Annotated in this window: 31 protein-coding genes; 24 read left to right on the forward strand and 7 right to left on the reverse strand. The window is 37.9% G+C overall.

Annotated features, from left to right (window positions below; genetic code table 11):
- From KUI_RS00180 to KUI_RS00190, 3 genes are all read right to left on the reverse strand, one after another.
- Positions 1-360 carry a YkvA family protein gene (locus tag KUI_RS00180; protein ID WP_013521836.1) on the reverse strand — a complete coding sequence of 120 codons (360 nt, stop codon included), beginning with the start codon at positions 358-360 and terminating at the stop codon, positions 1-3.
- A 58-nt stretch (positions 361-418) separates the two neighbouring features.
- The gene (locus tag KUI_RS00185; RefSeq protein WP_013521837.1) at positions 419-667 is read right to left on the reverse strand and encodes a GlsB/YeaQ/YmgE family stress response membrane protein; all 249 of its coding nucleotides are present in this window, start codon (positions 665-667) and stop codon (positions 419-421) included.
- 98 nt (positions 668-765) lie between these two features.
- A complete protein-coding gene (locus KUI_RS00190; RefSeq protein WP_013521838.1) occupies positions 766-1,683 on the reverse strand; it encodes a LysO family transporter in 918 nt (305 codons plus the stop codon).
- Between the two features lie 111 nt (positions 1,684-1,794).
- Here KUI_RS00190 and KUI_RS00195 point away from each other — a divergent pair, with 111 nt between their 5' ends.
- The 7 genes from KUI_RS00195 to KUI_RS08400 all read left to right on the forward strand — a co-directional run bounded on the left by KUI_RS00195 (position 1,795) and on the right by KUI_RS08400 (position 6,505).
- A complete protein-coding gene (locus tag KUI_RS00195) occupies positions 1,795-2,577 on the forward strand; it encodes a transporter substrate-binding domain-containing protein (protein ID WP_013521839.1) in 783 nt (260 codons plus the stop codon).
- A gap of 77 nt (positions 2,578-2,654) precedes the next feature.
- The gene (locus KUI_RS00200; protein WP_013521840.1) at positions 2,655-3,341 is read left to right on the forward strand and encodes an ABC transporter permease; all 687 of its coding nucleotides are present in this window, start codon (positions 2,655-2,657) and stop codon (positions 3,339-3,341) included.
- Positions 3,341-4,072 (forward strand): histidine ABC transporter permease HisM, encoded by a 732-nt coding sequence (gene hisM / locus KUI_RS00205; RefSeq protein WP_013521841.1) that lies wholly within the window; start codon positions 3,341-3,343, stop codon positions 4,070-4,072. Before KUI_RS00200 ends, hisM begins: the two co-directional genes overlap by 1 nt.
- 5 nt (positions 4,073-4,077) lie before the next feature.
- Complete coding sequence (locus KUI_RS00210) at positions 4,078-4,845, forward strand: ABC transporter ATP-binding protein (protein WP_013521842.1); 768 nt, start codon at positions 4,078-4,080, stop codon at positions 4,843-4,845.
- A gap of 3 nt (positions 4,846-4,848) precedes the next feature.
- A complete protein-coding gene (locus KUI_RS00215) occupies positions 4,849-5,676 on the forward strand; it encodes a sulfite exporter TauE/SafE family protein (protein WP_014840000.1) in 828 nt (275 codons plus the stop codon).
- Between the two features lie 19 nt (positions 5,677-5,695).
- Positions 5,696-6,079, forward strand: coding sequence for an MliC family protein (locus KUI_RS00220; protein WP_013521844.1), 384 nt, complete (start codon positions 5,696-5,698; stop codon positions 6,077-6,079).
- A gap of 189 nt (positions 6,080-6,268) precedes the next feature.
- Positions 6,269-6,505 carry a hypothetical protein gene (locus KUI_RS08400; protein WP_013521845.1) on the forward strand — a complete coding sequence of 79 codons (237 nt, stop codon included), beginning with the start codon at positions 6,269-6,271 and terminating at the stop codon, positions 6,503-6,505.
- Here KUI_RS08400 and ubiA read toward each other — a convergent pair.
- On the reverse strand, positions 6,465-7,412 hold the full coding sequence (gene ubiA / locus KUI_RS00230; protein WP_014840002.1) for a 4-hydroxybenzoate octaprenyltransferase: 948 nt from the start codon (positions 7,410-7,412) through the stop codon (positions 6,465-6,467). The genes KUI_RS08400 and ubiA overlap by 41 nt on opposite strands.
- 61 nt (positions 7,413-7,473) lie before the next feature.
- Here ubiA and KUI_RS00235 point away from each other — a divergent pair, with 61 nt between their 5' ends.
- Positions 7,474-8,766, forward strand: a complete 1,293-nt coding sequence (locus tag KUI_RS00235; RefSeq protein ID WP_014840003.1) for a putative Na+/H+ antiporter — start codon at positions 7,474-7,476, stop codon at positions 8,764-8,766.
- A 14-nt stretch (positions 8,767-8,780) separates the two neighbouring features.
- Positions 8,781-10,577, forward strand: a complete 1,797-nt coding sequence (aspS, locus tag KUI_RS00240) for an aspartate--tRNA ligase (RefSeq protein ID WP_013521848.1) — start codon at positions 8,781-8,783, stop codon at positions 10,575-10,577.
- Positions 10,578-10,621: 44 nt separating this feature from the next.
- On the opposite strand, the gene KUI_RS00245 is transcribed toward aspS, so the two are convergent.
- Complete coding sequence (locus KUI_RS00245) at positions 10,622-11,017, reverse strand: hypothetical protein (protein WP_013521849.1); 396 nt, start codon at positions 11,015-11,017, stop codon at positions 10,622-10,624.
- Between the two features lie 130 nt (positions 11,018-11,147).
- Here KUI_RS00245 and KUI_RS00250 point away from each other — a divergent pair, with 130 nt between their 5' ends.
- The 15 genes from KUI_RS00250 to KUI_RS00320 all read left to right on the forward strand — a co-directional run bounded on the left by KUI_RS00250 (position 11,148) and on the right by KUI_RS00320 (position 23,444).
- Positions 11,148-11,783, forward strand: coding sequence for a site-2 protease family protein (locus KUI_RS00250; RefSeq protein WP_013521850.1), 636 nt, complete (start codon positions 11,148-11,150; stop codon positions 11,781-11,783).
- A 3-nt stretch (positions 11,784-11,786) separates the two neighbouring features.
- Positions 11,787-12,740 carry a lipopolysaccharide heptosyltransferase I gene (waaC, locus tag KUI_RS00255; RefSeq protein WP_013521851.1) on the forward strand — a complete coding sequence of 318 codons (954 nt, stop codon included), beginning with the start codon at positions 11,787-11,789 and terminating at the stop codon, positions 12,738-12,740.
- 3 nt (positions 12,741-12,743) lie between these two features.
- A complete protein-coding gene (locus KUI_RS00260; RefSeq protein ID WP_013521852.1) occupies positions 12,744-14,048 on the forward strand; it encodes a 3-deoxy-D-manno-octulosonic acid transferase in 1,305 nt (434 codons plus the stop codon).
- Positions 14,049-14,921: a biotin--[acetyl-CoA-carboxylase] ligase gene (locus KUI_RS00265; RefSeq protein WP_013521853.1), complete on the forward strand. Its 873-nt coding sequence runs from the start codon at positions 14,049-14,051 to the stop codon at positions 14,919-14,921.
- The gene (locus KUI_RS00270) at positions 14,922-15,800 is read left to right on the forward strand and encodes a type III pantothenate kinase (RefSeq protein ID WP_013521854.1); all 879 of its coding nucleotides are present in this window, start codon (positions 14,922-14,924) and stop codon (positions 15,798-15,800) included.
- Complete coding sequence (locus KUI_RS00275) at positions 15,800-15,991, forward strand: hypothetical protein (RefSeq protein WP_013521855.1); 192 nt, start codon at positions 15,800-15,802, stop codon at positions 15,989-15,991. The genes KUI_RS00270 and KUI_RS00275 overlap by 1 nt, the downstream gene beginning before the upstream one ends.
- Positions 15,963-16,607, forward strand: coding sequence for an alpha/beta hydrolase (locus tag KUI_RS00280; RefSeq protein ID WP_014840004.1), 645 nt, complete (start codon positions 15,963-15,965; stop codon positions 16,605-16,607). Before KUI_RS00275 ends, KUI_RS00280 begins: the two co-directional genes overlap by 29 nt.
- A 9-nt stretch (positions 16,608-16,616) precedes the next feature.
- Positions 16,617-17,909, forward strand: a complete 1,293-nt coding sequence (locus tag KUI_RS00285; RefSeq protein ID WP_013521857.1) for a D-alanyl-D-alanine carboxypeptidase family protein — start codon at positions 16,617-16,619, stop codon at positions 17,907-17,909.
- A 22-nt stretch (positions 17,910-17,931) separates the two neighbouring features.
- Positions 17,932-18,807: a D-amino acid aminotransferase gene (locus KUI_RS00290; RefSeq protein WP_013521858.1), complete on the forward strand. Its 876-nt coding sequence runs from the start codon at positions 17,932-17,934 to the stop codon at positions 18,805-18,807.
- Positions 18,804-19,103: a YbeD family protein gene (locus KUI_RS00295; protein ID WP_014840005.1), complete on the forward strand. Its 300-nt coding sequence runs from the start codon at positions 18,804-18,806 to the stop codon at positions 19,101-19,103. The genes KUI_RS00290 and KUI_RS00295 overlap by 4 nt, the downstream gene beginning before the upstream one ends.
- Positions 19,103-19,756: a lipoyl(octanoyl) transferase LipB gene (gene lipB / locus KUI_RS00300; RefSeq protein ID WP_013521860.1), complete on the forward strand. Its 654-nt coding sequence runs from the start codon at positions 19,103-19,105 to the stop codon at positions 19,754-19,756. Before KUI_RS00295 ends, lipB begins: the two co-directional genes overlap by 1 nt.
- A gap of 65 nt (positions 19,757-19,821) precedes the next feature.
- The gene (locus KUI_RS00305; protein WP_013521861.1) at positions 19,822-20,199 is read left to right on the forward strand and encodes an outer membrane protein assembly factor BamE; all 378 of its coding nucleotides are present in this window, start codon (positions 19,822-19,824) and stop codon (positions 20,197-20,199) included.
- Positions 20,200-20,258: 59 nt separating this feature from the next.
- Positions 20,259-20,753 carry a hypothetical protein gene (locus KUI_RS00310; RefSeq protein WP_013521862.1) on the forward strand — a complete coding sequence of 165 codons (495 nt, stop codon included), beginning with the start codon at positions 20,259-20,261 and terminating at the stop codon, positions 20,751-20,753.
- 204 nt (positions 20,754-20,957) lie between these two features.
- On the forward strand, positions 20,958-21,944 hold the full coding sequence (gene lipA, locus KUI_RS00315; protein WP_014840006.1) for a lipoyl synthase: 987 nt from the start codon (positions 20,958-20,960) through the stop codon (positions 21,942-21,944).
- Positions 21,945-23,444, forward strand: a complete 1,500-nt coding sequence (locus tag KUI_RS00320) for a GDP-mannose 4,6-dehydratase (RefSeq protein ID WP_013521864.1) — start codon at positions 21,945-21,947, stop codon at positions 23,442-23,444.
- Between the two features lie 216 nt (positions 23,445-23,660).
- Here the strand turns inward: KUI_RS00320 and KUI_RS00325 are convergent, their stop codons facing one another.
- Both KUI_RS00325 and glmU read right to left on the reverse strand, forming a co-directional pair.
- Entirely contained in the window at positions 23,661-25,022 is a 1,362-nt protein-coding gene (locus KUI_RS00325) for an MFS transporter (protein ID WP_013521865.1), read from the reverse strand.
- On the reverse strand, positions 25,023-26,405 hold the full coding sequence (gene glmU / locus KUI_RS00330; protein ID WP_014840007.1) for a bifunctional UDP-N-acetylglucosamine diphosphorylase/glucosamine-1-phosphate N-acetyltransferase GlmU: 1,383 nt from the start codon (positions 26,403-26,405) through the stop codon (positions 25,023-25,025). It lies immediately after the preceding gene.

Genomic DNA, 26,405 nt, shown 5'->3' on the forward strand with positions numbered 1-26,405 from the left:
TTAATCCTTATACTTAGGAAACCACTTAAACATGCTGTCGCGGGCTTTTTGTTTAATCTCGGGAGTAATGTAGGCAGCGATAGTAACTAAAGCACCTGCAACCACGCTTAGGTCATCGGTAAATCCTACGCCTGGAAGAAGGTCGGGGATAGCATCAATTGGAAGGAACAAATAAGCCAATGCCCCGTAAATAACTCTCTTAGCCCATTTAGGTGTCTTAGGGCTACGTAAAGCATAGTAAAGTGTAAGCCCTTTTTCTAGTAATGGCTTACCCAAACGAGAACCTATTTTTTTAAACGAATTTGCGTATTCTGTATCACTGGCTTCGTTATTTACTTTAGACTTATTTCTTGAGAACATATTTCCTCCAATTAAAAAGGCGTGCCTAGACACGCCTTAAGTAGACGTAAGTCTAGGATTAGGATCTTTTAGTTACTAAACCTAAAACAAATAGGATAAGTAAAGCACCGATAACTGAACCAATAAATCCAGCAGGCTCACCTACATGATATAGACCTAAAGCTTGACCAGCGTATACACCAACTACAGAACCTGCAATACCAAGTAAAGTAGTTAAGACGAAACCTAGGCCTTGGTTTCCTGGCATGATTGCTTTAGCAATAATACCTACAACAAAACCAATAAGAATGGTCCACAAAATGCTCATAATTAAAACTCCTATAAATAAATAGATAAGGATTGATTTGAAGATAACAAGGTCTTCAACGCCCTAAATTGTAACACCTAGCGAGATAAATCAAGCATTTAGTAAGAACTAAGTATTGCAGTAAGTAAAAAAGGTGTAATAAGTGTAAATGCAATGCCAATATACAAACCTTGTAAGGTATATTCAAATCCACAGGTCTTTCGAATGATTGGTAGTGTTGTGTCCATTGCCGTACCGCCAGCTGTAGCTATAGCAGAGTCAGGATACTTGTGTCCTATAAAAAATATAACAAAAATACTTAATAGCTCACGGAACAAATCGGTCAGTAACATAGTAGCACCATACACTTCACCTATCTGACCAGCAACCATAGTTCCAGACAACGAAAACCATCCAAACCCACAGGAAAATAGCAATCCGTCCTTCCAAGAAAGCCCTAAAATTTGAGCGGTTATTACGCCCGTAATTAGACTAATTGTGGTGATTACAATAGGCATAAGTAAAACTTTTTTCTTAAGTTGCCTAATCTTAAGCGGTGAAAATGTTATATCCACGCCGATTAAAAAAAGCATGATATACAAAAACACCATAGGAGCTGGCATCCAATTAGCAGATATGCCGTTAGAAACAAGAGAAATTGAGAATGTTAGGCCAGCTGATACAGAAGCTAATGCAAGAACCACTTCCAGAATGATATGTGAAAATTTAATATCCTCACGTGTATCCTTTTTATTTGTGGCAGGCTTTTGTTTATAAATTATTGCCATCAGGGTGGCAATGCCCAATGACACAGACAAACTGAATATTAATGCATTCTTAATTATCGCACTAGGATTAGATAATTGTTCATAAACCAATCCAAACTCCCAGCCTATTGCAAAAAGCAATATCCAAACGAGAACACCTAGTTTTAATACAGCAGGTTTTGTGAATTTACTAGGTACTGTTCTACCTACAAAAACACCCATTGCAATGGCTAGAAATAATGGAGAAATGGTTTGAATTAAGTGGGTCATAAATTGGCTTAGTTTAGGTATTTTTACTAATAAAAATAACTAGTATTTGTATTTTTTTTGTTAAATAATAATCGAATTAAAAGTATATAGTTTTTTTGTAGGAGACTCACTATGCGTTCACTTTTATTAACAGCAGGTTTGGTGTTAGGTCTTGCTTCAGTAGTACAAGCTAAGGATTTCACAGAACTCCGTATTGGTACTGAAACTGGTTATGTTCCTTTTGAATATAAAAACGAAAAAGGTGAGTTAATCGGTTTTGACATTGAAGTAGGTAATGCAATTTGCGAAAAACTTAAAGCTAAATGTACTTGGGTTGAGCAACCATTCGATGCCCTAATTCCAGGGTTGCAAGCACGCAAGTTCGATATCATTCACGCTTCTATTACACATAATGAAGCACGAGAAAAAGTGATCGACTTTACAGATGATGTATATGCTATTCCTACACAACTTATCGCTAAAAAAGGTTCAGGAATTGCAACTGAAGATGACCTTAAAGGTAAGCGCCTTGGAGCACTTCAAGGTTCTGCACAGGAAGCATACGCACGTCGTGTTATCTCTAAAAAGGACGTGAAAGTTGTCTCTTATAAAGAGCAACCACAAACTTTCATCGACTTAAAAGCAGGTCGTATCGATGCTGCTATCGTAGAAAAACCAAACGCTAATAGTGCGTTTATTGCCACTCCAGAAGGTGCAGACTACGAATTCGTAGGTCAACCTCTTGAACATGAACTTCTTAATAATCGTATCTCTATCGGTATCAGAAAAGGTGATAAAGACCTTAAAGAAGCTCTAGATAAAGCTATATCTGAACTTCGTGACGAAGGTAAAATTGCCGAAATTGCTAAAAAATACTTTAAAGAAGGCGAATTAGATCTTCTTAATAAAAAGTAGTTCCTTCCACTTAATAGGGTACCCACTTGTTAATTATAATGAGTGGGTGCTTTTTTTGATTTTCAAGTTGTATAGTTATGTTAGAAGGTTACGAAGGGCAGATCCTTCACGGAACAATTTCCACTATTGTTTTGGCCCTATCGTCTTTGGTCGTTGCCTTTTTGTTAGGCATGCTCACAGCGGTTGCTAAAGTATTCGGAAATCGTTTTTTTAAATTTATCGCCACTCTTTACACGACTCTTATCCGTAGTGTTCCAGATTTGGTTTTAATGCTTTTGATATTTTTTGGTATTCAGATTTTATTAAATTCAATTACTGATGCTATTGGGGTAGACCAAATTGATCTTAATCCGTTTGTCACGGGTGTATTAACAATTGGGTTTGTGTACGGAGCGTTTTTTGGTGAAACTTTTCGTGGTGCATTCTTAGCTGTTCCAAAGGGTCAGTATGAAGCTTCTATAGCATATGGTCTTTCCCAGCACCGCACCATGTGGCATATTATGTTTCCTCAGATGATGAGGTATGCATTGCCAGGAGTGGGAAATAATTGGCTTATCGTACTTAAAGCTACTGCTTTGGTTTCAATTTTGGGTTTGCAGGATTTGGTTCTTGTTACTCAAGAAGCGGGTAGAGCCACTCAGAAGATGTTCCTATTTATATTTGTAGCTGGTGTTATTTATTTATTGCTTACTACTATTTCGAATATTTTCTTGTATTGGCTTGAGCGGAGGTATTCAGCTGGAATTAAAGAGGTGGATATCTAATGAGCTTTTTTAATGATGTACTTACAGTAGCAAATGAATATTGGGAGCCTCTGATTTGGTGGGATGGAACCCAGTATTCTGGGTTGGCCATCACGCTTTGGACTTTATCCCTTTCTATATTTTTAGCTTTTATATTAGCATTGCCACTTTCACTTATGAGGGTTTCAAAAAACCCATTCATACGTGGTCCAATCTGGGTGTTTACATATGTATTTAGGGGCACGCCACTTTATATCCAGCTTTTATTGATATATAGCGGGTTTATAAGCCTTGAGTTTGTAAAAAATACTCCTGTATTACATAATTTTTTCTTTAGTGGATTTAATTGTGTAATTTTGGCTTTTACACTAAATACGCTTGCATACACTATAGAAATTTTTGCAGGATATATTAAGTCCACTCCTAGTGGTGAAATCGAGGCTGGACGTGCGTATGGTATGTCTAAGCCTCAAATTTATAAAAGGATAATTCTTCCATCGGCACTTAGGAGGGCATTGCCAGCATATAGTAACGAAGTTATTTTGATGCTTCATTCAACCACGATTGCATTTACTGCTACAGTGCCTGATATTCTTAAAGTGGCCCGTGATGCTATGAACGATACATATTTGACTATGGCTTCTTATACAGTTGCGGCCGTTATTTATATGGTTATGTCGTTTGTTATTGTTTGGATTTTTAGATTAATAGAACGTCGTGCTTTGGCCTTTTTGGCTTACGACAAAGAGTAGGGATTATGTATAAATTAGACGTACAGGATATTCATAAGTCATATGGACAAAATGAGGTTCTAAAAGGTGTATCACTTCAGGCTAAAGCAGGTGATGTTATAGCGATAATTGGATCTTCTGGATCAGGTAAAAGTACTTTTTTAAGATGTATTAATTTTTTGGAATATCCAGATTCAGGAACCATCACATTGATGGGAGAGTCTTTAGGTATGCAAAAAGATTCTAAAGGTAAAACTCGTGTGACCGATGCAGCTCAACTTCAGCGTTTTCGTACAAAACTTGCTATGGTTTTCCAGCATTTCAATCTTTGGGCTCATATGAATGTTTTGGATAATATAACGGAAGCACCTATTCATGTTTTAGGATTAAATAAAGCAGAGGCTGTAGAGAGAGCTAGAAAGTATTTGCAAAAAGTTGGACTACCAGAGGACGTTGAGAAAAAATACCCATCTCAGTTGTCTGGTGGTCAGCAGCAGCGTGTAGCTATAGCACGTGCTCTTGCTATGGAACCTGAGGTAATGTTGTTTGACGAACCTACATCAGCACTTGATCCTGAACTTGTGGGTGAGGTTCTAAAAGTTATGCAGCAACTTGCTGAAGAAGGTCGAACCATGATTGTGGTTACGCATGAGATGGGGTTTGCTAGAAATATTGCCACTCAAGTTATGTTTTTACATAAAGGTGTGGTTGAGGAATCTGGTACTCCTGAAGAAGTTTTCAACAATACGAAGAGCCCTAGACTTCAACAATTCTTATCGGGTAATCTCAAGTAGTTAATGTCATTATTTTCTATTGGTATTCTCTTACTTTTAGGATGTTTTGGTGGCCTTATGGCTGGACTCCTAGGGGTTGGTGGGGGGATGGTTCTCGTCCCCTTTTTAACGTCTCTTTTTTCTACTTTTCATAATCTTCCTCAGCAATATATCGTACACATATCCATAGCTACCGCTATGGCCACAATTATGTTTACATCTTTATCTAGTATGAGAGCACATCATCTTAGGGGTGGTGTTAGATGGGATATTTTCATAAAGTTTGTACCTGGGATTCTGATAGGTGGATTATTATCTGGTGGTGTAATTTTTAAGATGATTGATATTGGATGGCTTGCACTCGTTTTTGCGATATTTGTTAGTTATTCTGGTTTCAATATGTTTAGAAAAAAATCCGAAGAGGTTAGTACTAGAGCATTGCCACCTGCATATGTAATTGCACTAGTAGGTGTTGGGATAGGGTTGATATCAGGCATTGTTGGGGCAGGCGGTGGGTTCTTAACAGTTCCCTTTTTAGTGTGGTGTAGTGTTCCTATGCGTAATGCTGTTGGGACCTCTGCTGCTTGTGGGTTCCCTATTGCAGTGTCTAATGTTATCGGATATATATATGGGGGAATGAGTGAAATTGGAGTTCAAAATGGGTTGGTCGGGTTTGTTTATTGGCCAGCACTTTTGGCTTTGATTTCTATGAGTGTGATTTTTGCACCGATTGGGGCGAAGTTAGCTCACTCATTGCCAGTAAATACTTTGAGAAAAGTGTTTGCTGTTTTGTTATTTTTTCTCGCCCTTCTTATGCTTAAGCGATCGTTGCTTGAGTTTGGGCTTATATGATTTTTTTAAAGGAAGTTATATGAAAAAAGTAAATTTTGCTCTCGTTACTTTGGCTTTATGTGCTGGTTGTGCATCTCAAGCGAATACTAATTCTAATATGAGTGATAGCGGTATGATGGCTAAAGAGGAGCTACAAAAATACATTTACCTTTGTGAAAATAGTAAAACTATGCAAGTGGTATATGTAAATACTGAGAAAGAATCTTATGCACTTATTACAGACATGGACGAAATTATTCCTCTACAAAATACTCCTAGTGCTTCGGGAGCTGTTTATACTGCTATGGGTTCAAACTATGATTACTCATTAGTAACTAAGGGGGAGGAAGCTTCTTTAGAGTCTGGCGGCAAAGCGGTGCTTAAAGATTGTAAAATCTCTAACAAAGTAAAACTTTATAAGTAATTTAATATGAGAGTTAACCGACACGACCCTGTACAGCACGTACTTAATTTTATTTTTTTCTATTTGTTATTATGCGTGGTGGTTACTGCGGTCTTCGCGTTAACTCTTTTATTTAAAAATGATTTTAATATACAGCTCAATAATCTAATTAGGCTACTTCTCTATACCCTCGGATACATCGTACCAGTTATGTCTGTGCCAGCATTTTTGGTTGCTGTTGGATCTTATTTTTTATTGAACAAAGGCACCACAAAGAAAAACTTAATGCTCTGGAGTGCGGGCGGTGCGGTGATTATTGCTATATATGATTACTTTAGCAAATCATTTCCAGAATTATGGTGGCTTTCAGGCTTAATTATGGGGCTATTTTTCTACTTTACATTAATTAGATTGTCCGTAGATCAAACATTACCCCAAGACAAATAGCAACTAGCAAAAGCACATTTACAAACAAATTATCTTTAAATAATTGAAAGTTACCAGCTGGGTTATCTACTTCAAATCTTTTTAATTGACCATAGAGTGCAAAGGCTACTACAGTTAAAAATACAAAATATCCCCAACTCATATAAAGCAGATAACCAGCAATCAACCAGCACAACACAGATACAATATAGAACCCAGATATCCATTTCTTACCTTCAGATCCGAAATATCTTGCGGTTGATTTAAGCCCTAATTTTGTATCAAACTCTACATCACAATAAGCATAAAAAGTATCATAAGCTAGATGCCAAGATACAACACCAAGGTACATCAAAAACGCACCAAAAGGAATTTCATTAATCGTATCTGACCAAGCCATAAGCATGCCCCAATTAAATGTTATGCCTAGAATAATCTGTGGCCAGAAAGTAAATCTTTTGCCTAGTGGATAAATAATCACTAAAGGTACCAATGCAAGTGCAAGTAGTATCGAATACGTGTTTAGGAAAAAAAGCAACAAGCACGCAATAAGCATAAGGACTACAAAAAAGATTATCGCTTGCCTTAAGGTGATTTGACCTGATGTTAGTGGTCTAAGGCGTGTCCTCTCCACGTGCTTATCGAAATCTCGATCCCAAATATCATTTATTGCACATCCAGCACTTCTAAGTAAAACAGTACCTAACATAAAGACTATTGTTCTTTTTATGTTTGGCAATGTTCCAGCCGCCTGCACTAGTGCCATAAATGTAGTTATGAGTGCAAACCAAGTTCCTGCAGGCCTATCAAGACGAGCTAACCGTGCATATGGAACCCATGATTTAGGTAGGTATTGTGTAAGCCAATCATCTTGTGCTATATCGCTAAGGTCAGTATTTTCCTTGTGATTAATTGAAGTTTGGTCCATTTAATTTTGGTAAAATCTAAGATTACTTATTTTATGCGTATTCTAAACATAGGAGTATATTTTGGCTAGCACTATAGAAGTAATTGCCACCGTATTATTTGCTATAGCTATTATTCATACTTTCTCAGTACCTGTTTTCGCAAAACTCTCCCACAAAGGTGGACCGCATGCTGGAATCTGGCACTTATTTGCAGAAGTAGAAGCGGTTTTTGGTATTTGGGCTACGATTCTTTTAATTTTTATGATTCTTACAAACGGCTTTCATGAGTCGATTGCTTACTTAGAATCTAGAAATTTTACCGAACCATTATTTGTATTTGTAATTATGGTCGTTGCAGCCAGCCGACCGATAGTTGTTCTAGTTAGAAATATTGTTAAGTTTTTAGCTGAAAAACTTCCCTTTAGAACTGAGGTAGCTAGTTTTTTTATTACACTTAGCCTAGTTCCTTTGTCTGGGTCTTTAATCACAGAGCCTGCAGCTATGACACTTGCGGCCTTTATGCTTAAAGAGGGCTTCTTTGCACGTACCGGTAATACAAGATTTAAATATATGGTTATCGGTACTTTATTTGTAAATATTTCTATAGGTGGTGTGCTTACTGCTTATGCCGCACCTCCCGTTCTTATGGTTGCTGGATCATTTGGTTGGGATACTCAGTACATGCTTACACACTTTGGATGGAAGGCATTTTTAGCGATTATGATTAATACAAGCATAATTACTTTTATTGCCAAAAAGGATATCATCCTAAATTCATCATCCAGTATTAAAAACCACTACAGACATAGAATTTTAGATAGAGAAAAACCGCTACCAGAGATTCCTATCCCCGTTACTATTATTCATGTAGTTTTCTTGGTTGCTGTAGTTTTGACTTCACATCATATAGTTGTATTTATTGGCCTACTTCTGTTGTTTATTGGTTTCTGTGATGCATATAGCCGTTATCAAAGACCGTTGCTCATTCGTGAAGGGCTAATGGTGGGCTTTTTCTTGGCAGGACTTATTATTTTAGGTGGTCTTCAAAAATGGTGGCTACAGGAAGTTTTATCTGCATTATCTCCTAAGGAATTATTTTGGGGTACTACATTCTTAACTGCCTTGACAGATAATGCGGCTTTAACCTATTTTGGGTCTTTAGTTGACGGAACATCCCAAGTTTGGAAGTATATGCTTGTCGCAGGTGCAGTTACTGGTGGCGGTTTGACAGTTATCGCAAATGCACCTAACCCAGCAGGTTTCTCAATTCTAAGGCATCATTTCCCAAATAATGCTATTTCTCCACAATACTTAGTTTTAGCGGCTATTGTGCCTACGCTTATCGCTGCTGGACTATTCCTTCTTCCATCCTAATTGGAGCATTTTCTATGACTCGTACTTGCTATGTTGGCAAAGTAAATACTGAATATTTAAATAAGACCGTAACTTTATACGGCTGGTGTCATCGTCGTCGTGACCACGGCGGAGTAATTTTTTTAGACCTTCGTGATCGTGAAGGTTTGGCACAAATAGTGTTTGACCCAGATAATGAAGAAGCCTTCAAAATTGCAGAGACTATTCGCAATGAGTATTGTGTTAGGGTTACAGGACTAGTAAGAAATCGCCCTGAAGGGACTATAAATAAGGATTTATATTCTGGTGAGATTGAAGTTCTTTGTAAGGAAGTTGAAATTCTAAATCCTTCAGTGACACCTCCATTCCAACTTGATGATGAAAATCTTTCAGAGACTATTCGATTGACTCACAGAATCATAGATCTTCGTCGCCCAGTTATGCAAAACAATATGATGTTGCGCTACAGGGTTGCTATTGAATCTAGAAAATTTTTGGATGAGCTTGGGTTTATCGATATAGAGACACCAATGCTTACACGTTCAACTCCAGAAGGTGCACGCGATTATTTGGTTCCTTCTAGGGTGCATGATGGGCAGTTTTATGCATTGCCACAATCTCCTCAATTATTTAAGCAAATGCTTATGGTTGCGGGTTATGACAGATACTATCAAATCACTAAGTGCTTCCGCGATGAGGATTTGCGTGCCGATCGTCAGCCAGAATTTACACAGATAGACTGCGAAACTTCATTCCTTAATGAAAAAGAAATACGTGATATTTTTGAAGCTATGATGCGCCATGTATTCAAAGCGGTTAAGGGCATTGAGCTTGCAGATCCGTTCCCTGTTATGACTTGGGATGAGGCGATGGGTCGCTTTGGTTCTGATAAACCCGATATGCGTATTTCTTTAGAGTTTACTGAACTGACTGAACTTATGAAGTCTGTGGATTTTAAAGTATTCCAATCTGCGGCTAATATGGTTGGAGGTCGTGTTGTGGCATTGAGAGTTCCTGGTGGAGGAGCTCTATCAAGAAAAGAAATTGATGAATATACTCAATTTGTGGGTATTTATGGAGCAAAAGGTTTAGCTTATATCAAAGTGAATTCTGTTGCTCAAGGTCGTGAAGGGTTGCAATCTCCAATCGTTAAAAATATAGATGATGCTACGTTAAGTGAGATTATTACTCGCTCTGGAGCTCAGGATGGAGATTTGCTTTTCTTCGGAGCTGATAAAGCGAAAATTGTTAATGATGCGATGGGTGCTCTAAGGGTTAAATTAGGGCTTAGCGATTTTGCTAAAGAGCATGGATTTTTTGAAGCTGGTTGGAAGCCACTTTGGGTTGTTGACTTTCCTATGTTTGAGTACGATGAAGAGGAAGGTCGTTATACAGCTGCTCATCATCCGTTCACAAGTCCAAAAGATGGACATGAAGATTTACTTGAGTCTGATCCATCTAAAGCCTATGCTAAAGCATATGATATGGTTTTAAACGGTTGGGAAGTTGGTGGTGGATCCGTGCGTATCCACAAAGAAGAAGTTCAAAGCAAAGTTTTCAGGGCATTAAAAATTGGACCTGATGAAGCTAGAGAAAAATTTGGCTTCTTGTTAGATGCATTGCAATATGGAGCTCCGCCACATGGCGGGCTTGCGTTTGGATTGGATAGGTTGGTGACTTTAATGGCGGGTGCAGAATCTATCAGAGATGTAATTGCCTTTCCTAAAACTCAAAGGGCTCAAGACCTATTGGTTCAAGCTCCTTCAGAAGTTGATGAGAAACAACTTCGTGAGTTACATATAAGACTTCGTAATCCCGTAGTCGTACAGTAATTTAAAGCCCACAATAGTGGGCTTTTGCACATGTAGATTTTAGGTTAGTAGTGGTAGATTTGGTAGCCTTTTGAAGCTAGGCATTGATCAAGAATTGATCTACGAATTTGGTTATCTCGGTCCATAGACTGTAATGTACCAGCAATTAAACCAATTACTGCCCCTACGATAGTCCAGTGGTCTCCAGTATAGCCTCTAAAGCTATCAGCCATAAAGTCAGTAGTAACTCCAAGCATTACATAAGGGAAGGCTGTAGTTAAACCTCTAAGAATAGCTGGGTCTTTTTGTGCTTCTTTATAGTACATTTCACATTCTAATTTGTGTTGTCTTAAAAGGGCTTCGTCCACACCTGTTCTATCTACAACTGGTTGATACTGTGTGCAGGCAAATGCAAATAACAAGAAAATAAATGCTAATGTGTGTTTTAATTGAAGGGTCATGACTAAAATTCTATATGTTATTGATACCTTTGATAATGATAAACAAAATTATTGATTTATTTGTTTAAATCTTGCTTTGTCACAGAAATGTCATTTAACCTTTCTGATAACGATAATGAAATATTAAATTATGGATCAAATTCTCTACTATATAAGCATCTATGCGTTACCTATACTTTTTGCCATTACTTTGCACGAAGCAGCACACGGTTATGTCGCAAACTATTTTGGTGACAGTACAGCTTACTTGCTGGGTAGGGTAAGTTTAAATCCTGCAAAACACATTGATCCGATAGGGACGGTTTTATTGCCAGGTATGCTTGCAGTTATGGGTGCTCCAATTTTTGGTTGGGCAAAACCTGTACCTGTACATTTTGGAGCTTTGAATAATCCCAAAAGAGATATGGTATTTGTAGCGGCCGCTGGTCCATTAGCTAATTTAATTATGGCTTTGTTATGGACTATATGGTTGAAAGTTATATTTTCTTTTGGGCTTGAAAGCAAGGTCTTAACGGATATGGCACTAGTTGGCGTACAGATTAATTTGCTTTTGATGATTTTTAATTTACTTCCAATTCCTCCTCTAGATGGGGGTAGAGTTTTAGTAGGTTTACTACCAACTCGATTATCCATAAAATTAGCAAACATCGAACCTTATGGGATGTATATAGTATTATTATTGGTGATAGTAGGGGGATTTAAATATATATTGCCACCATTATTAAATCCTATAACGAGGTTTTTGTTTACCATTGTTGGTTTATAGAATATGACGAAAAAAATATTAATAGTCCGATCTTCTTCATTGGGAGATATTGTTCATCTATTGCCAGCGATATCTGACATTCAAAAACATGTTTCCGATTTTAAGATGGATTGGGTTGTTGAAGAGGCATTTAGCGAAATTCCGCTCTGGCACCCTGCCGTATCCGACATAATTGAAATTGCCCATAGGCGTTGGCGTAAGGATTGGTTTGGATCGCGTTCTCGATCGGAAAGAAAAAAATTTAAAAATAAGCTTCAAGCTACTGATTACGACTACATTTTAGATATGCAGTCCTTACTTAAATCTGCTTGGGTCGTTTGGTTGGCAAAGGGAACAAAACACGGTCTTAACTGGAAGTCAGCAAAGGAATCACCCGCTTCTTTGTTTTATGACATAAAGCACAATGTTGAATATTGGCAAACAGCCGTTACTCGCCAAAGAATTTTAGCTTCAAAAGTTTTCGGATACGAATTTGATGGAGATCCAGATTTTGGTCTTCAATCATTTACTAAGGATGTTGATATTCAAAATTTTGCAGCTATTATGCCATCGGCTTCTACTGATGAGAAATTATGGGATGAGTCGGCATGGTTCAGTGTTTTTAATCGATTACGTGATTATGATTTACCTATTCGTGTTTTTTCAGGAAGCATGAGGGAAACTGAACGAGCTAAGGAATTAGTAAAAAATTTTCCTGATGCGGAAGTATTGCCACGTATGAATTTAACTGAAGTTGCACATACTCTTGCTTCTTGTAAAGTTATGGTGGGGCTTGATAGCGGACTGACTCATTTGTCTGCAGCTTTAGGACGACCAACCATAGGTATTTATACATGTACATCGCCTATCAGAACTCCTGTAGTAGGTGCTGGGTACACTGCTAGCCTTGGAGACGTAGGTGTTCCCCCAACTCAAGCCATGGTCATCACCAAACTCGATGAAGCTTTAGGAAGATAGCCCATGAGTCGATTGGTTTATAACGGCTTACTTCGAATATTCAAACCCTTAATATTTTCTTACTTGAAAAACAAGAAAAAGCAGCGTGGTCGTGATTTCGATATGCATCACCCTGAGAGGTTTGGTTTATATCCAGCCGATAGACCAAGGATTTACGCTCCTGTATGGATACATGCTGTTAGTTTAGGCGAAACTAGGGCATGTCAGCCATTAGTGAGGCTTTTACTGGATAATGGTTTTCCAGTTTTGCTCACGCATATGACAGATACTGGAAGAGCACAGGGAGCAAAATTATTTTCAGAAGATATAGCAAAAGGTAGTTTGGTTCAGGCTTGGATTCCTTATGACTTTCCTGATGCTGTTAATGGATTTTTTGCACATTGGAAACCTAGATGTGGAGTTTTGATCGAGAGAGAAGTGTGGCCAAACCTAGTTTATACAGCTAAACAATTAAACATACCGATGGTTCTAGTTAGTGCTCGTTTCTCTGAAAAGTCGGCAAAATTTGTTAATTCTTTGGGTGGAGTATTAAAAGACAGTTATAAATCTCTCAATCTTATTTTGTCTCAGAGTTTTTTGGATAACAAACATTTTGAAAGTATAGGCATTAGCTCACAGGTTACCGGAAATCTAAAATTTGACCTAGATATACCCGAAGATCAAATTGAACTAGGAAAAGAAACTAAGAAACAACTTAATAGACAAGTTGTTGTAATAGCTAGCACCAGAGATGGTGAAGAGCAGATGTTCATAAAAGATATCATCCAAATTAAAAAGGAAAATCCTGTAGCTCAGAATCCTCTTTATGTAATTATTCCGAGACATCCAGAAAGGTTTGCTGAAGTTGAGCATCTTTTAAAAAAATCACCCCTAACGTTTGCTAGAAGAACGGATAACCCTCAAGCTGATAGCTTAAATTCCATTGATGTTTTATTTGGCGATACTATGGGAGAACTTTTCTTTTACTATGGTTTAGCAGATTGCTCTATAGTTGCTGGAAGTTTTGGAGACTTTGGAGGTCAAAATCATATCGAAGCTTGTGCTGCTGGAGTGCCAGTTATAGTTGGTCCGCATACACAAAACTTTGAAAAATCTGTTGACGATGCGATTATTGAGGGTGTGGCGAGACGTGCCGAAAACACCTATCAAGCTCTTACACTGGCTAATACTCTGCTTTCTCAGCCAGATCAACTTTCGGTTATGGCCAGAACTGCAAAACAGTGGCTTGCACTACATCAAGGTGTGAGCAAGCGAATTTTCGATTACTTACTACCTTTTATTTCGGACAAAAAGAGAATAGAGAGCTAAATGAGCGACTGCTTATTGCCAAGCCCAGAAATAATAGTCCCAGATTTGAAAGATAAATTAAAAGAATTCAAATCAATTGAATGGGTAGAGCAAATTGATTCTACAAATGATAGGCTTTTAGAATCGACAAAATTATCAAATCCTACGCCGAGACCAGCGATATTGGGCGCTCATTACCAAACTTCAGGTCGAGGACGACAGGGGAGAAAATGGTCGAATTTAAATGGCGATACATTGATGTTTTCCTGTGCGTATGACGTTTCATTGCCACCAGAAAAATTGGCTACCCTAGCACCTTTAGCGGGTATAGTGGCTTGTGATGCCCTTAAAAAATCTATAAAAGGATTTGGCAATAAGCTTCTGACCATGAAGTGGCCGAACGATATTTTTTATAAAGATGCAAAATTATCGGGTTTATTAGTAGAAGTTATCCGACCTAGCACTGGTAAAATAGATAAAAATCATCACGTCGTAGTTGTGGGTATGGGCATGAATCTTAACCATGCCAAAGAATTGAGTAAGCTTTTGGGTAGGCCAATTGCGGATTGGTTGTCGGTTATAAGAGATCATCAAATTGATGTTGCCCAAATTAGTCATTCTATATCTGATTTAGTTGCTTTAATTTCTCAATCCTGGATGGATGCTTTTTTAATATATCAGTCACAGGGTTTTGATATTTTTAGAAAGCTACACGAAAGCATGGATGCTTTAAAAGATCAGATTATCGATGTATATCAAGATGGAGAGTATGTGCTTACAGGTCAAAGTTTAGGCTTAGACCAGAATGCTAGGCTTTTAGTGAAACTTTCTAATGATCAGATTATCCCACTGCTAAATGTAGACGTATCTATAAGAAAATTAGGATCAAAATAGATGGATAAAATTTGCATACTAATTGATAGCGGTAATACTAGAATCAAGGCTAGAGCGTTTGTAGTTGGTCATCCCGATGCTTCAAGCGATTTGAATAAAGCGATTATCGATGAAATCACTATATATAACCAAGAGTATGCCCGTATTTTAGGCTTTGTAGAAAAAATACAAAGACAAGGGCAGATAGTTAAAGTTTATGGGATATCAGTAGCCACCGAAAATATCCGTTCAGATTTAGAAAATGTTTTTGTATCTCTAAACTTAAAAAAAGCTAAAGAGTTCAAACAATCTGAACCAATTATTTGGTTAGAATCCGAAGAGAAGGCCTTTTCACTGACTAATATGTATGAAAGTCCAAAACAGTTAGGCGTGGATCGTTGGTTTGGAATTATTGGTGCACATTATCATCTTACACAGCAACTTAAGGATGACTCTAATCGTGCATTGATACATGTAAGTTTTGGGACGGCCACTACTGTTGATTGTATGCATAACGAGCAACTTATCGGTGGCACTATTTTGCCTGGGTTACAGATGATGTTTGATAGTTTATTTAGAGGAACTGCACACCTCCCTAAGGTGGCAACGAGTGCTAGCGACATAGTTAACTTTCCTCTAAATACTCATGCTGCTATACAAACTGGTGTTGTATGTGCTCAAGCAGGAGCTGTTTTTAGACAGGTTCAAAAACTCTGGTTTCTAACAACCCAAGTCCCGTATGTATTTATAAGCGGAGGAGCTAAGGATACAATTGTCGATGAAATTAGGTCTATATGTTCGCATTGGTCTACTGCAGCTGGACTTCCGTCAGTTGAATGTATCGAACTTGAGACTACTGTTTTAGATGGTCTTCAGTATTTTGTATCCAAGGAAATGTAATGGGCAAAATATTTATACTTTTACTTCTTAATATTGCGATGTTTGCATTTGGTATGGGGTATTTTGGGGTGTCTCCTGAATCTTTAAGTTTTACGCACAAATCTACAAAGGTAGAATACAAGCCCCTTAAAATTGAGATCCTTAAAACCTCTAATCAACTAAATGAAAACACAAGCCCTAAAAATTCCTAGTCCCATAGGTGTAATCGAATGCGATATAGATTGGCCTTCAGATGAGGGTCAATCGGATATAACTGGTTGGGCACTATGTTTGCATCCTCATCCACTTTTTGATGGAACTAAAAATAATAAGGTAATTACTACTTTTTCACGTGCATGTGTATCAATGGGCTATGTGTGTTTTCGACCTAATTTCAGAGGGGTTGGAGGCTCGGAAGGGAAGTTTGATGATTCTGTGGGTGAAACTCAGGATATGAGATTTCTCATAGATTACATAAAACAAAATTTTCCTCAATTTCAAAATAAGCCTTGGGTACTTGGGGGTTTTTCTTTTGGGTCTGCTGTTGCCGCTCAACTTCACCAGACATTAAAAGATGAAAGTCTTGAGCTTCCAAGCGCATTGATACTCCTAGGAGTTGCAGTATGGAAGTATGCAAAAAAAGAAGTAGAGCTTCCTTCAAAAACTCTTTTAATTCATGGCTCTGATGATGAAATAATTCCACTTAAAGACGTTTTGGAATGGCTTAAAAATTATGAGTTACCCCTAGTTACTATTCCTAATTCAGGGCATTTTTTTCACGGTAAACTTATAATTATTAAAAAATTAATTGAAGAATTTTTGCGTTGATGAGGATGTATGACTAGAAGAAAATCTCCTGTAAAACTTATTTTAATTTTATTGTTATTGGTTCTTGGGATTTTTGTTGCAATCAAATTTTTTAATGCAAAACATTCTTCCACAAAGCATACTGAAAGTAATATTATTGCTTCGCCTGTTGTACCGCTTAAACCTTCTATCCGTGACCATTCCGAGCGATCAAGCATCATTCCAACCACAAAGGATACGCCTGCTTTGGCTGATGTAGCTGGCATTGCCATCCCACAACTTGATGTTAAGTCTTGGATTATTATTGATATGGAAAGCGGTCAGATAATTGCTCAATATAATCCCGATTTAAAAGTTGCACCTGCATCTTTAACTAAGCTTATGACTTCAAGCTTGGTATTTGAAGCTATTAAGGATAAGCGTATTTCACTAGATCAGGAGGTTATCGTTTCCGAGAGAGCTTGGAAAACTGGTGGCTCTCGCATGTTTATTAATGTAAATAAAAAGGTCACTATTGGCGAACTTCTTCAGGGCATGATTGTCCAATCGGGTAATGATGCTTCTATTCAGCTTGCGGAATCTGTATCTGGAACTATCGATGCCTTTGTAAAAGAGATGAATGATAGCCTTCAGGCATTTCATATGCTTAATTCGCATTTTGCTGATCCAACTGGATTACCATCTCCAAATACATATACGACAGCTCGAGATTTATCAGTTTTAGCTCAGCATATTATTGTAGATTTTCCACAGTTTTATCATTATTTTAGTCAGCCAGAATTTACCTACAACAAAATTCGTCAAACAAACACTAATGGATTGCTCGGAAAAATAGAGGGGCTTGATGGTTTAAAAACTGGTCATACAGATGAGGCTGGCTATTGTTTGGTTACATCAGTTAAAAGAAATAATCGTAGGATATTGACTATATTGATGGGGGCAGATTCAATCAAGCATCGTGAGCAACTGAGTAAGCAACTTATAGATTGGACATTCCAAAATTTCGTTAATATTGAGTGGGCAAAAGCAAATACACCATTTGTAGAGCATTCAATAAGAGATGCTAAAAATAAAAAAGCTGTATTCCAATCCACCAAACCTGTTGTTATAACTGTACCTAGAGGTCATGAGGCTAATATTCAGGTATTATCAAACACTAGTAATGATCTTAAAGCTCCATTAAAAGCTGGTCAGGCATTTGCGGAAGCACAATTCGCCCTAAACGGTAAGCTTCTTAAAAATGAACGTTTGGTTTTGGCTCATGATGTTGAAAGAGCTGGATTTTTCAAGCGTTTGCTGAACAGAATTACTAGCGTTTTCTGATTTTTTTATAAGGACAATTATTATGAATCCACTTATTCAAGGTGTTGATATAGACTATCCTGTTTACCTAAACGGCGAGATGGTTAATATTAGTGAGGCAAAGATTTCCGTTTTAGATAGAGGTTTTATATTTGGAGATGGTATTTACGAAGTTGTGCCTGCATATAATCGCAAGCCTTTTAGAATGGACCATCACGTAGCTAGACTTATGCGTAGTCTTAAGAAAATTGGCATCGAAGTTGGAAAAGACGAGCAATTCTTCAAGGATATTTTCACTAAGTTAATTAAAGAGTCTCCATGGGAAAACAATTTCGTTTACCTCCAAGTTACTCGTGGGGTTGCGGCTCGTACCCATGCATTTCCAAATCCTAAAGTAGAGCCTACTATATTTGCTATGAGTATGAAATTTAATCCTCCATCAGAAAAAGTTCGTACTGAAGGTATAGCCGTAGTAAGTTTCGAAGATATGCGTTGGTTGCACTGCGATATTAAATCTATTTCCCTTTTGGGCAATGTTCTCGCAAATCAACATGCTGTAGATAGTGGAGTTTATGAAGTAATCCAGTTCCGCGACGGATTTTTAACCGAGGGGTCATGCTCTAATTTTTGGATTGTTAAGGATGGAAAATTTATGGGTCCATTGAAAGATAATCTTAAGTTGGAGGGTATTAGATTCGGTTTATTTGAAGAGCTTGCTCAAAAGGCAGGCATTCCATTCGAGCTTAGAAAAATTACAAAAGAAGAAGTATACGAGGCTGATGAAATCATGATCTCGTCTGCCTCTAAGGAAGTTACAGCAGTGACGCAGTTAGATGGAAAACCTGTAGGTGACGGTAAACCTGGCCCTATATACGCTAAGATGCGTAAAGCTCACGATGAAGTTTTAGCTGCTCTATGAGTGAAAAATCAGAATTAACATTTCCAGACATATCACCTGAAGATTCATTAATCGAGTATCCATCTGATTTCCCGATAAAAGTTATGGCTTTGTCGGGAGACGCTGTGTTAGATGAGCTTTTAGGATTGGTACAAAGTCATGACGAAGGTTTTATACGGGAGACCGTAGAAATTAGACCAAGTTCTAAGGGAACTTACGTAGGTTATACCTTCACCATTAAAGCTACTTCCCGTGAGCAATTAGATAATCTTTATAGAGCTCTGCACTCACACGAAAAAGTCAAAATGGTACTTTGATGGCAGATCCCTTAGAGTCAAAAGTTCAGATCAAAGATTTTGAAGGTTTTAGTGATTATCAAAGCATATTCACTTTGATGAAATCATTTAGTGACTCTCGTGATTTTGATTCTGATGATGAGTTGTGGGTTTTGCAATTTAATCCTGTCTATACTCTAGGTGTGGCAGGCGATCCTAAGCATGTTTTAAACCCAAAGCAAATTCCAGTAATCAGGACAAATAGGGGTGGTCAGGTAACATATCATGGACCTGGTCAAATTGTCGTATATCCACTACTGAATTTACATAGAAAAAACCTTTTCGTAAAAGAATATGTGAATCTTATAGAAGAAAGTGTGATAGATACTTTAAAGCTCATAGGCATACCTAATGCCCAAAGGATGCCAGGTGCACCTGGAGTTTACGTTCCGAATTCAGATAATTCTCTATCAAAAATAGCTTCACTAGGTATAAAGGTAACCAAAGGTTTCAGTTATCATGGTTTTGCTTTAAACGTAGATATGGACCTATCGCCGTTTCTAGGAATAAATCCATGTGGCTACGAACATCTAAAAGTAATAGATATAAAAACAATTGCTTCAAATTGTAAAATTGATAAAATTAAATTTGTTTTAATTGAGCGGCTACTAAGTCGTTTAAAGCTATTAAAATAAGTTTTTTTTCTTTATATTTCCGTAATAATCTATCTATATAATTCCAAAAATCAATAGGATTTCATATGAAAAAATTTGCTTTACCATTAGTTCTTTCTTTAGGGCTAACAGCATGTGGGTCTTTAACTCAAGTTTCTCCTGAGGGACAACCTCAATCAGATATTAAATGGCCAGAAGTAAATTCGGGCATAACTGGAACTATGCCTCCAAAGCAAACGGTTCGTGAGCTTAAGACAGGCATGCACAAAAATGATTTCTATAATTTAATTGGTGTTCCTCATTTTTCTGAAGGTTGGGATGTGCGTGAATGGGATTACCTATTCCGTGTTGAAGACAAAGGTGTTATGAAACAATGCCAGTTTAAAATCCTTTTCGATAAGGACAATAGAGCTAAGAACTTCTACTGGAAACCTGTTGAGTGTGCTGGTCTTTATGCACAATAATATTTATTAATTTTCAATATCCCGTTTTAGTACGGGGTTTATATTTTTAGGAGTTTCTTATGTTTATGGGATTATCTGGTTGGTTGGCTGTTTATTTAGCACTTGATTTAGCTTGGGGTGCATTTATTGCAATCTTTTTAGTAAGAGAGGTTAGTAATTACTTAAACGTTTTACAAGTTTATTCTGGCACTCAAATCTATATATTTTTAGCTATAACCCTAATCCTATTAGCTTTCCAAATTTGGATTCTGTACAAACGAATTCCTGCTTTAATGGCTAAAAACAGAAGTCCAGAGACTCCTAATCTTGTTGTTAAAACAATGTGGTATGAAATTGTGCCACTCTTAGTTTATGCTTTAATAAATATTTATTTCGCTGTGTCATTTGGACTAAATAGCTCTAAAACAATTATTTCTTATGTGGTTCTGTTAGCAATAGTCTCTGTTATTAAGTTTGCATGGACTAAGTACTATCAACAATCTCCAAATGTTAGAAATACTTTTGGTTCAAACGCTAATGCAGATGTAGCAAATCTTTTAAAACCACAAAAATAATTATTAATATTCTCTTTCATAATAATTTTGTGTAAGAGAATCTCTAGTCCTCTACTACATATGGGGCTTTATCTATCTTTAAAAATTAAGCTAAATAGAGTCCCATTTCAAAAAGCTAATTAGCTTTTACCTATAATTGTCAACTTAGTTATAATTCAAGTTCACTAAGAAAAATGGATTGTATATTAAATCCAATAATTACTAATGACACTACAGAAAACAACTCCTGCAGATAAAGATTTAAGCTATGACGCAACGAAAAAGCAAAAATCTTTCGATAAAACTTCAAGAATTCCAATCAAAATCGTACCTGCTGAAAAATTAAAAAAACCTGAGTGGATTAGAGTAAAAGTAGCACCTACTAACTCAAAATTTTCTGAAATCAAGGGTATCTTGAGAGAAAATAAAATGGTCACAGTGTGCGAGGAAGCCTCATGCCCTAATATAGGAGAGTGCTTTGGTAGAGGCACTGCGACTTTTATGATTATGGGTGACAAGTGTACACGTCGTTGCCCTTTCTGCGATGTGGGTCACGGACGTCCAGATCCTTTGGATACTAGTGAGCCTCACAATCTTGCACAATCCATTGCTCGTATGGGGTTGAGCTATGTCGTTATAACCTCCGTTGATAGAGATGATTTGCGTGATGGCGGAGCACAGCATTATGTGGACTGCATAAATGAAATCCGCAATCAATCTCCAAAAACTAAGATTGAGGTATTGGTACCTGATTTTAGAGGTCGCCTTGAGAGGGCATTGGATATTTTCTCCAAAGGTCTGCCTGATGTTATGAATCATAATTTAGAAACAGTTCCACGATTATACAAACAAGCTAGACCTGGAGCCGACTATCTTCATTCCTTAAAACTACTTAAAAATTTTAAAACTTTGTATCCTGATGTCCCAACTAAATCTGGTCTTATGGTTGGTCTGGGTGAATCCGATGAAGAAATTTTGGATGTTATGATGGATATGAGAGAACACAACATAGATATGCTCACAATCGGACAGTACCTGCAACCTTCTGACCATCATCTCCCAGTTTTAAGATATGTCACCCCAAAAACATTTTCTATGTTTGAAGAAAAAGCTGAGCAAATGGGCTTTTCTCATGCAGCTGTAGGAGCACTTGTTAGATCTTCATATCATGCAGATCAGCAAGCACATCAAGCAGGATTAGAGACTGCATAGATGCGAGTTCTAGTAACTGGAGGATGTGGCTTTATAGGTCACCACTTTGTAGATTTCGCTACCAATCATTCATCCAAGATATACAAGAAAGTTTTAAATTTAGATAATCTTTCTTATGCTTCTATAAATTGTCCAAATGGGGATTTTATTCTAGGTGATATTTGTGATGAAGGACTTCTATACAAAGTTTTAAGGGAGCACAAAATCGATACCTTGGTGCATTTTGCTGCTCAAACTCATGTTGATAGATCTATACAAAATCCCACTCCATTCGTAACGGACAATATACAAGGCACTATTTCACTTCTAACTTGTTGCACTGAATATATAAAAGAGACTGGCGTTAATTTTAAATTTGTATATATATCGACTGACGAGGTGTACGGAAGCATTGCCCCCAATACAAGTCCTTTGAGCGAAACTCAACCTTTGCATCCTAGAAATCCATATGCAGTATCTAAAGCGAGTGCTGAACTATTTGTGCAAGCGTGGGTTAATACATTTGCATTTCCAGCTGTAATTACGCGTTCTTCCAACAATTATGGCACTGGTCAGCACACCGAAAAGTTTATCCCTAAAATAATTGACAGGGCTTTGAAGTGGTCCTCTATCCCTATCTATGGCAATGGACACGCCTCCCGCGAGTGGTTGCATGTTCTTGATAATTGCGAAGCTATTCATGGTTTATTAACTTCAGATATAAAGTTTAAGGGACAGGTTTTTAATATAACGAGTTCCGATTCCTACACTAACATTGATTTAGCAAATATGGTCTGCGAAAAACTAGATGAACTTAAACCTCATTCAAAAGGCTCTTATAAACAATTGATTGAATTTGTAGATGATAGACCTGGTCACGATATGCGTTATGCCATCGACTCGAGCAAAATCAAAAGCACCTTATCGTGGACCCCAACTCGCCTCATCGCAGACCACATCAATGAACTGGTAGAGGGTGCTTCACCAGAAGTATTGCCACATACAGAAAAGGCACACCTTCTCCACTTTCCCAAATATACAGACACTCGCGGAAGCGTCAGCCCACGTGAACTCCACGCACTTCATAACCAGACGGGCACTAATTTCGTACAAGAAAATTTTACGAAATCAGTGCTGGGTACTCTAAGGGGGCTACATTTTCAGCGCGAGAGACCTCAGGCCAAGTTAATTCAAGTTCTCGAGGGAAAGATTTTAGACGTTGTAGTTGATTTGAGACCGCATTCAGATGAGTTTGGCACTTGGAAGTCGTTCAAATTAAAACAAGGTGATTCATTGTTTGTGCCTGCGGGGTATGCTCATGGATACTTGACTTTGAGCGAGAGTTCTTATGTTTTGTATAAGTTATCGGACTTTTATGATCCCAAGGATCAGTATTCAATTCGTTATGATGACCAGTACCTTAATATTGATTGGGGTGGAGAAATTTCTGCTGATGATTATGTACTCTCACCGAAAGATCGCCAAGGTATGACTTGGTCGGAGTTTTTGAATTCCATATAGCGGTCGAAGAGTCCACAGCCGAGGTTCTCAGTTCAAAGCCACCAACAGCTGAAAACTCAACCTGAACCGTATACACGACCCCAGCCGTAGCCCCAGCTAGAAGCTCCTATCATCAACCTGCCCCAGCCGCGGTCTCCAACAGTGGTTCACAGATCGAAACCCTCAGCCCCCAGCAGTGACCCCAGCCGTGGTCCCAGCTAGAAGCTCCTCAAATCCCTACATGACCTGTCTATCTTGCTTTGAAAGAATTCGGTAAAGGTTTATTAAGACTGCTATAAAGGCAGTTATTATGCTAACTATAAGACCGTAGTGAGCACCCTGTTGAGAATTTATAGAAAATGAAGTTGCTACTAAGGCTCCCCCTAAACACTGACCTAGAATTCTAGAAGTAGCTTGCATACCTCCGGCAGCACTGGCACGATTGTGTGGGGCTGATAATAACAACGTTTTACCGTTAGGTGTTTGTAGAAGACCAAAACCGAGGCCACCTACAAACATTGCCAAAGCAAATACTAATTTAGAACTGTCGGTAGGTAAGTAAGTTAACGTGGTTATGCCACACATCAAAATAAGGCTACCAATTCCAGAAAGTAAACCAGCTGAAAACCTCTCGCTAAGCTTTGCTGAAACTGGACCCATAATGACACCTGCCACGGGCCATGAGCTATATATTAGCCCAACGGTTTCAGTGTTATAGTGCAATATATGCTCAAAGTAAAAGGGCACCGAAACCATGCTTGCCGTAGCTGAAAGAAAGGCAAAGGTAGAAACCAAAGCCGCATCCCTAAAGGGTACGATTTTAAGTAAATCGACTGGCACCATAGGATGTTCTTGAGAAAGGGCATGCCTATAAAGTGTGACTACACTTGTGATAGAGATAATAAGTAAAAGACTACCCCATAGTGGATTGCTATAAATAATATCTAGACCTGCTACAAGGGAACCAAATGTTACTGCATTAAGAATTGCACTTTTATAGTCAATAGAGTTATCGTGTCGCGGTAATCTAGGGAGAAATCTAGATAAAAATAAGCCTAATGCAATAATAGGAATTGAAAAACCATAAATCCAGTGCCAGTCTGCAATTTTGATGATAAATGCTCCAAGCGAAGGGGCAATTAGTGCACACGCCCCTATGACCATACCGTTAAATGCAATACCCATGGCTACACGCTCTTTAGGGTATATATTTCTAATAAGGCCTCCAGTTAAAGCCATAATTAACGCAGCCCCAAAACCTTGAACAATGCGACACATAATAAGCATTGATAAGCTTTGAGACATAAGACTTCCAAAAGCTCCTACTCCAAAAACTATAAGGCCTACACGTAAAAGTCGTTTAAAACCGTACCTATCCGCTAATGAACTAAAGGTAAACAAAGTAGAGATTAGAACGATGTTATAAGCATTTACAACCCAAATTGATTCTTGCTGTGAAACACCGAAATAAGATTGTATAGTTGGAAGGGCGATATTAGTAATAATGCCATCGATAACACAAACGGCAATGACTGCAAACACACACGTAGCAGCCCAATATATCTGAGGTTTTTTAAGACCCTCATGAGTAGTGGCCATTTAAGAGTCCTTCTTTTTTTGCGGACGTTGCCAACCAGAAATAACGTCTTGAGTTTTCTTATTTAATACTAATTGAGATGCTGGTACATCTTTCATCACTGTGGTACCAGCCGCTACAGTAGCACCTTTGCCTACAGTAACAGGAGCCACGAGTTGTGTATCGGAGCCTATAAATGCTTCGTCTTCGATGATCGTTTGAAATTTATTAACTCCATCGTAGTTGCATGTAATCGTGCCAGCACCTACATTAACCCGATCACCAATCGTAGCATCCCCCAAGTAGCTTAAATGATTTGCTTTGCTATAAGACCCCAAAGTGGTTTTCTTAAGTTCCATAAAATTACCTACATGGCTGTGGTCTTTTAGATTCGTACCAGGTCTTAGTCTAGCATATGGACCGACAACAACATCATTGCTTAATGTGGCACCATCAATATGAGAGAAAGCCTCGATGCGTGCATTACTTCCAATAATCGAGTCTTTAATTATGCAATATGGACCAATGTGTGCACCGCTTTTAATTTCGACATCGCCCTCAAATATGCAACCTATATCGATGGTCACATCGCTTTCACAACTAAGTTTGCCACGAAGCATAAACTTGCTTGGGTCCACAATACTTACTCCATCATCAAGCAATTCGTAGGCTTTGTTTTTTTGATATTGCTCTTCTAATCCAGCTAGTTGCAAACGACTATTTACCCCTGCGGTTTCAAATTGAGTGCAAGCTTGGGTGGCAATGATAGGAACACCATCTCGATTTGCAAATTTAATAATGTCTGTAAGGTAATATTCGCCTTGGGCATTATCGTTTTTGATTTCAGTAAGCCAAGTTAAAAGATTAGATGTAGGTGCACAAATAATTCCTGTGTTTATTTCCTTGATTTTAAGTTCATCCTCGCTCGCATCCTTCTGTTCTACAATGGATTCAACAAAACCAGATGAGTTTCTAATAATTCTTCCGTATCCAGTTGGGTCTTCTAAATACTCGGTTAATAGCCCGACTCCAGCACCTGATGATTCTAATAATTTTTTTAGTGTGTAAGCTTGAATTAAGGGTACATCACCATAAAGAATTAAGGTTTTGCTATTATCTGCATCTCCAACCTTTAAAAATGAAGACGCCTGCAAAACAGCATGTCCAGTACCTTGAGGAGGATCTTGTAGTGCAAAATTTAAATTTTCTATACCCTCACAAGCATTTTTAACTTTGTCCGCCCCATGACCGATAACAATGGTTGTAGTATCAGCTTGCAATTCAGAAGCAGTATCCAACACATGCATAAGCATAGGTTTAGAGGCGATTTTATGCAAAACTTTGGGCAGGTTGGATTTCATTCTTTTTCCCTTACCTGCGGCCAAAATCACAATATTCAGTATCAT

It is taken from the genome of Taylorella equigenitalis ATCC 35865, from assembly GCF_000276685.1.
GTDB classification, from domain to species: domain Bacteria; phylum Pseudomonadota; class Gammaproteobacteria; order Burkholderiales; family Burkholderiaceae_B; genus Taylorella; species Taylorella equigenitalis.

Bases quoted from the DNA above. Each gene is read 5' to 3' on its own strand.
- KUI_RS00180 (WP_013521836.1), bottom strand. From the start codon at position 360: ATGTTCTCAAGAAATAAGTCTAAAGTAAATAACGAAGCCAGTGATACA.
- hisM (WP_013521841.1), top strand. From the start codon at position 3,341: ATGAGCTTTTTTAATGATGTACTTACAGTAGCAAATGAATATTGGGAG.
- lipA (WP_014840006.1), top strand. From the start codon at position 20,958: ATGACACTACAGAAAACAACTCCTGCAGATAAAGATTTAAGCTATGAC.
- KUI_RS00285 (WP_013521857.1), top strand. From the start codon at position 16,617: ATGACTAGAAGAAAATCTCCTGTAAAACTTATTTTAATTTTATTGTTA.
- KUI_RS00210 (WP_013521842.1), top strand. From the start codon at position 4,078: ATGTATAAATTAGACGTACAGGATATTCATAAGTCATATGGACAAAAT.
- lipB (WP_013521860.1), top strand. From the start codon at position 19,103: ATGGCAGATCCCTTAGAGTCAAAAGTTCAGATCAAAGATTTTGAAGGT.
- KUI_RS00215 (WP_014840000.1), top strand. From the start codon at position 4,849: ATGTCATTATTTTCTATTGGTATTCTCTTACTTTTAGGATGTTTTGGT.
- KUI_RS00305 (WP_013521861.1), top strand. From the start codon at position 19,822: ATGAAAAAATTTGCTTTACCATTAGTTCTTTCTTTAGGGCTAACAGCA.
- KUI_RS00260 (WP_013521852.1), top strand. From the start codon at position 12,744: ATGAGTCGATTGGTTTATAACGGCTTACTTCGAATATTCAAACCCTTA.
- KUI_RS00220 (WP_013521844.1), top strand. From the start codon at position 5,696: ATGAAAAAAGTAAATTTTGCTCTCGTTACTTTGGCTTTATGTGCTGGT.
- KUI_RS00185 (WP_013521837.1), bottom strand. From the start codon at position 667: ATGAGCATTTTGTGGACCATTCTTATTGGTTTTGTTGTAGGTATTATT.
- KUI_RS00275 (WP_013521855.1), top strand. From the start codon at position 15,800: ATGGGCAAAATATTTATACTTTTACTTCTTAATATTGCGATGTTTGCA.
- KUI_RS00290 (WP_013521858.1), top strand. From the start codon at position 17,932: ATGAATCCACTTATTCAAGGTGTTGATATAGACTATCCTGTTTACCTA.
- KUI_RS00190 (WP_013521838.1), bottom strand. From the start codon at position 1,683: ATGACCCACTTAATTCAAACCATTTCTCCATTATTTCTAGCCATTGCA.
- KUI_RS00325 (WP_013521865.1), bottom strand. From the start codon at position 25,022: ATGGCCACTACTCATGAGGGTCTTAAAAAACCTCAGATATATTGGGCT.
- KUI_RS00265 (WP_013521853.1), top strand. From the start codon at position 14,049: ATGAGCGACTGCTTATTGCCAAGCCCAGAAATAATAGTCCCAGATTTG.
- KUI_RS00195 (WP_013521839.1), top strand. From the start codon at position 1,795: ATGCGTTCACTTTTATTAACAGCAGGTTTGGTGTTAGGTCTTGCTTCA.
- KUI_RS00245 (WP_013521849.1), bottom strand. From the start codon at position 11,017: ATGACCCTTCAATTAAAACACACATTAGCATTTATTTTCTTGTTATTT.
- KUI_RS00200 (WP_013521840.1), top strand. From the start codon at position 2,655: ATGTTAGAAGGTTACGAAGGGCAGATCCTTCACGGAACAATTTCCACT.
- KUI_RS00310 (WP_013521862.1), top strand. From the start codon at position 20,259: ATGTTTATGGGATTATCTGGTTGGTTGGCTGTTTATTTAGCACTTGAT.
- KUI_RS00320 (WP_013521864.1), top strand. From the start codon at position 21,945: ATGCGAGTTCTAGTAACTGGAGGATGTGGCTTTATAGGTCACCACTTT.
- KUI_RS00280 (WP_014840004.1), top strand. From the start codon at position 15,963: ATGAAAACACAAGCCCTAAAAATTCCTAGTCCCATAGGTGTAATCGAA.
- waaC (WP_013521851.1), top strand. From the start codon at position 11,787: ATGACGAAAAAAATATTAATAGTCCGATCTTCTTCATTGGGAGATATT.
- KUI_RS08400 (WP_013521845.1), top strand. From the start codon at position 6,269: ATGTCTGTGCCAGCATTTTTGGTTGCTGTTGGATCTTATTTTTTATTG.
- glmU (WP_014840007.1), bottom strand. From the start codon at position 26,405: ATGATACTGAATATTGTGATTTTGGCCGCAGGTAAGGGAAAAAGAATG.
- KUI_RS00270 (WP_013521854.1), top strand. From the start codon at position 14,922: ATGGATAAAATTTGCATACTAATTGATAGCGGTAATACTAGAATCAAG.
- KUI_RS00295 (WP_014840005.1), top strand. From the start codon at position 18,804: ATGAGTGAAAAATCAGAATTAACATTTCCAGACATATCACCTGAAGAT.
- KUI_RS00250 (WP_013521850.1), top strand. From the start codon at position 11,148: ATGGATCAAATTCTCTACTATATAAGCATCTATGCGTTACCTATACTT.
- ubiA (WP_014840002.1), bottom strand. From the start codon at position 7,412: ATGGACCAAACTTCAATTAATCACAAGGAAAATACTGACCTTAGCGAT.
- aspS (WP_013521848.1), top strand. From the start codon at position 8,781: ATGACTCGTACTTGCTATGTTGGCAAAGTAAATACTGAATATTTAAAT.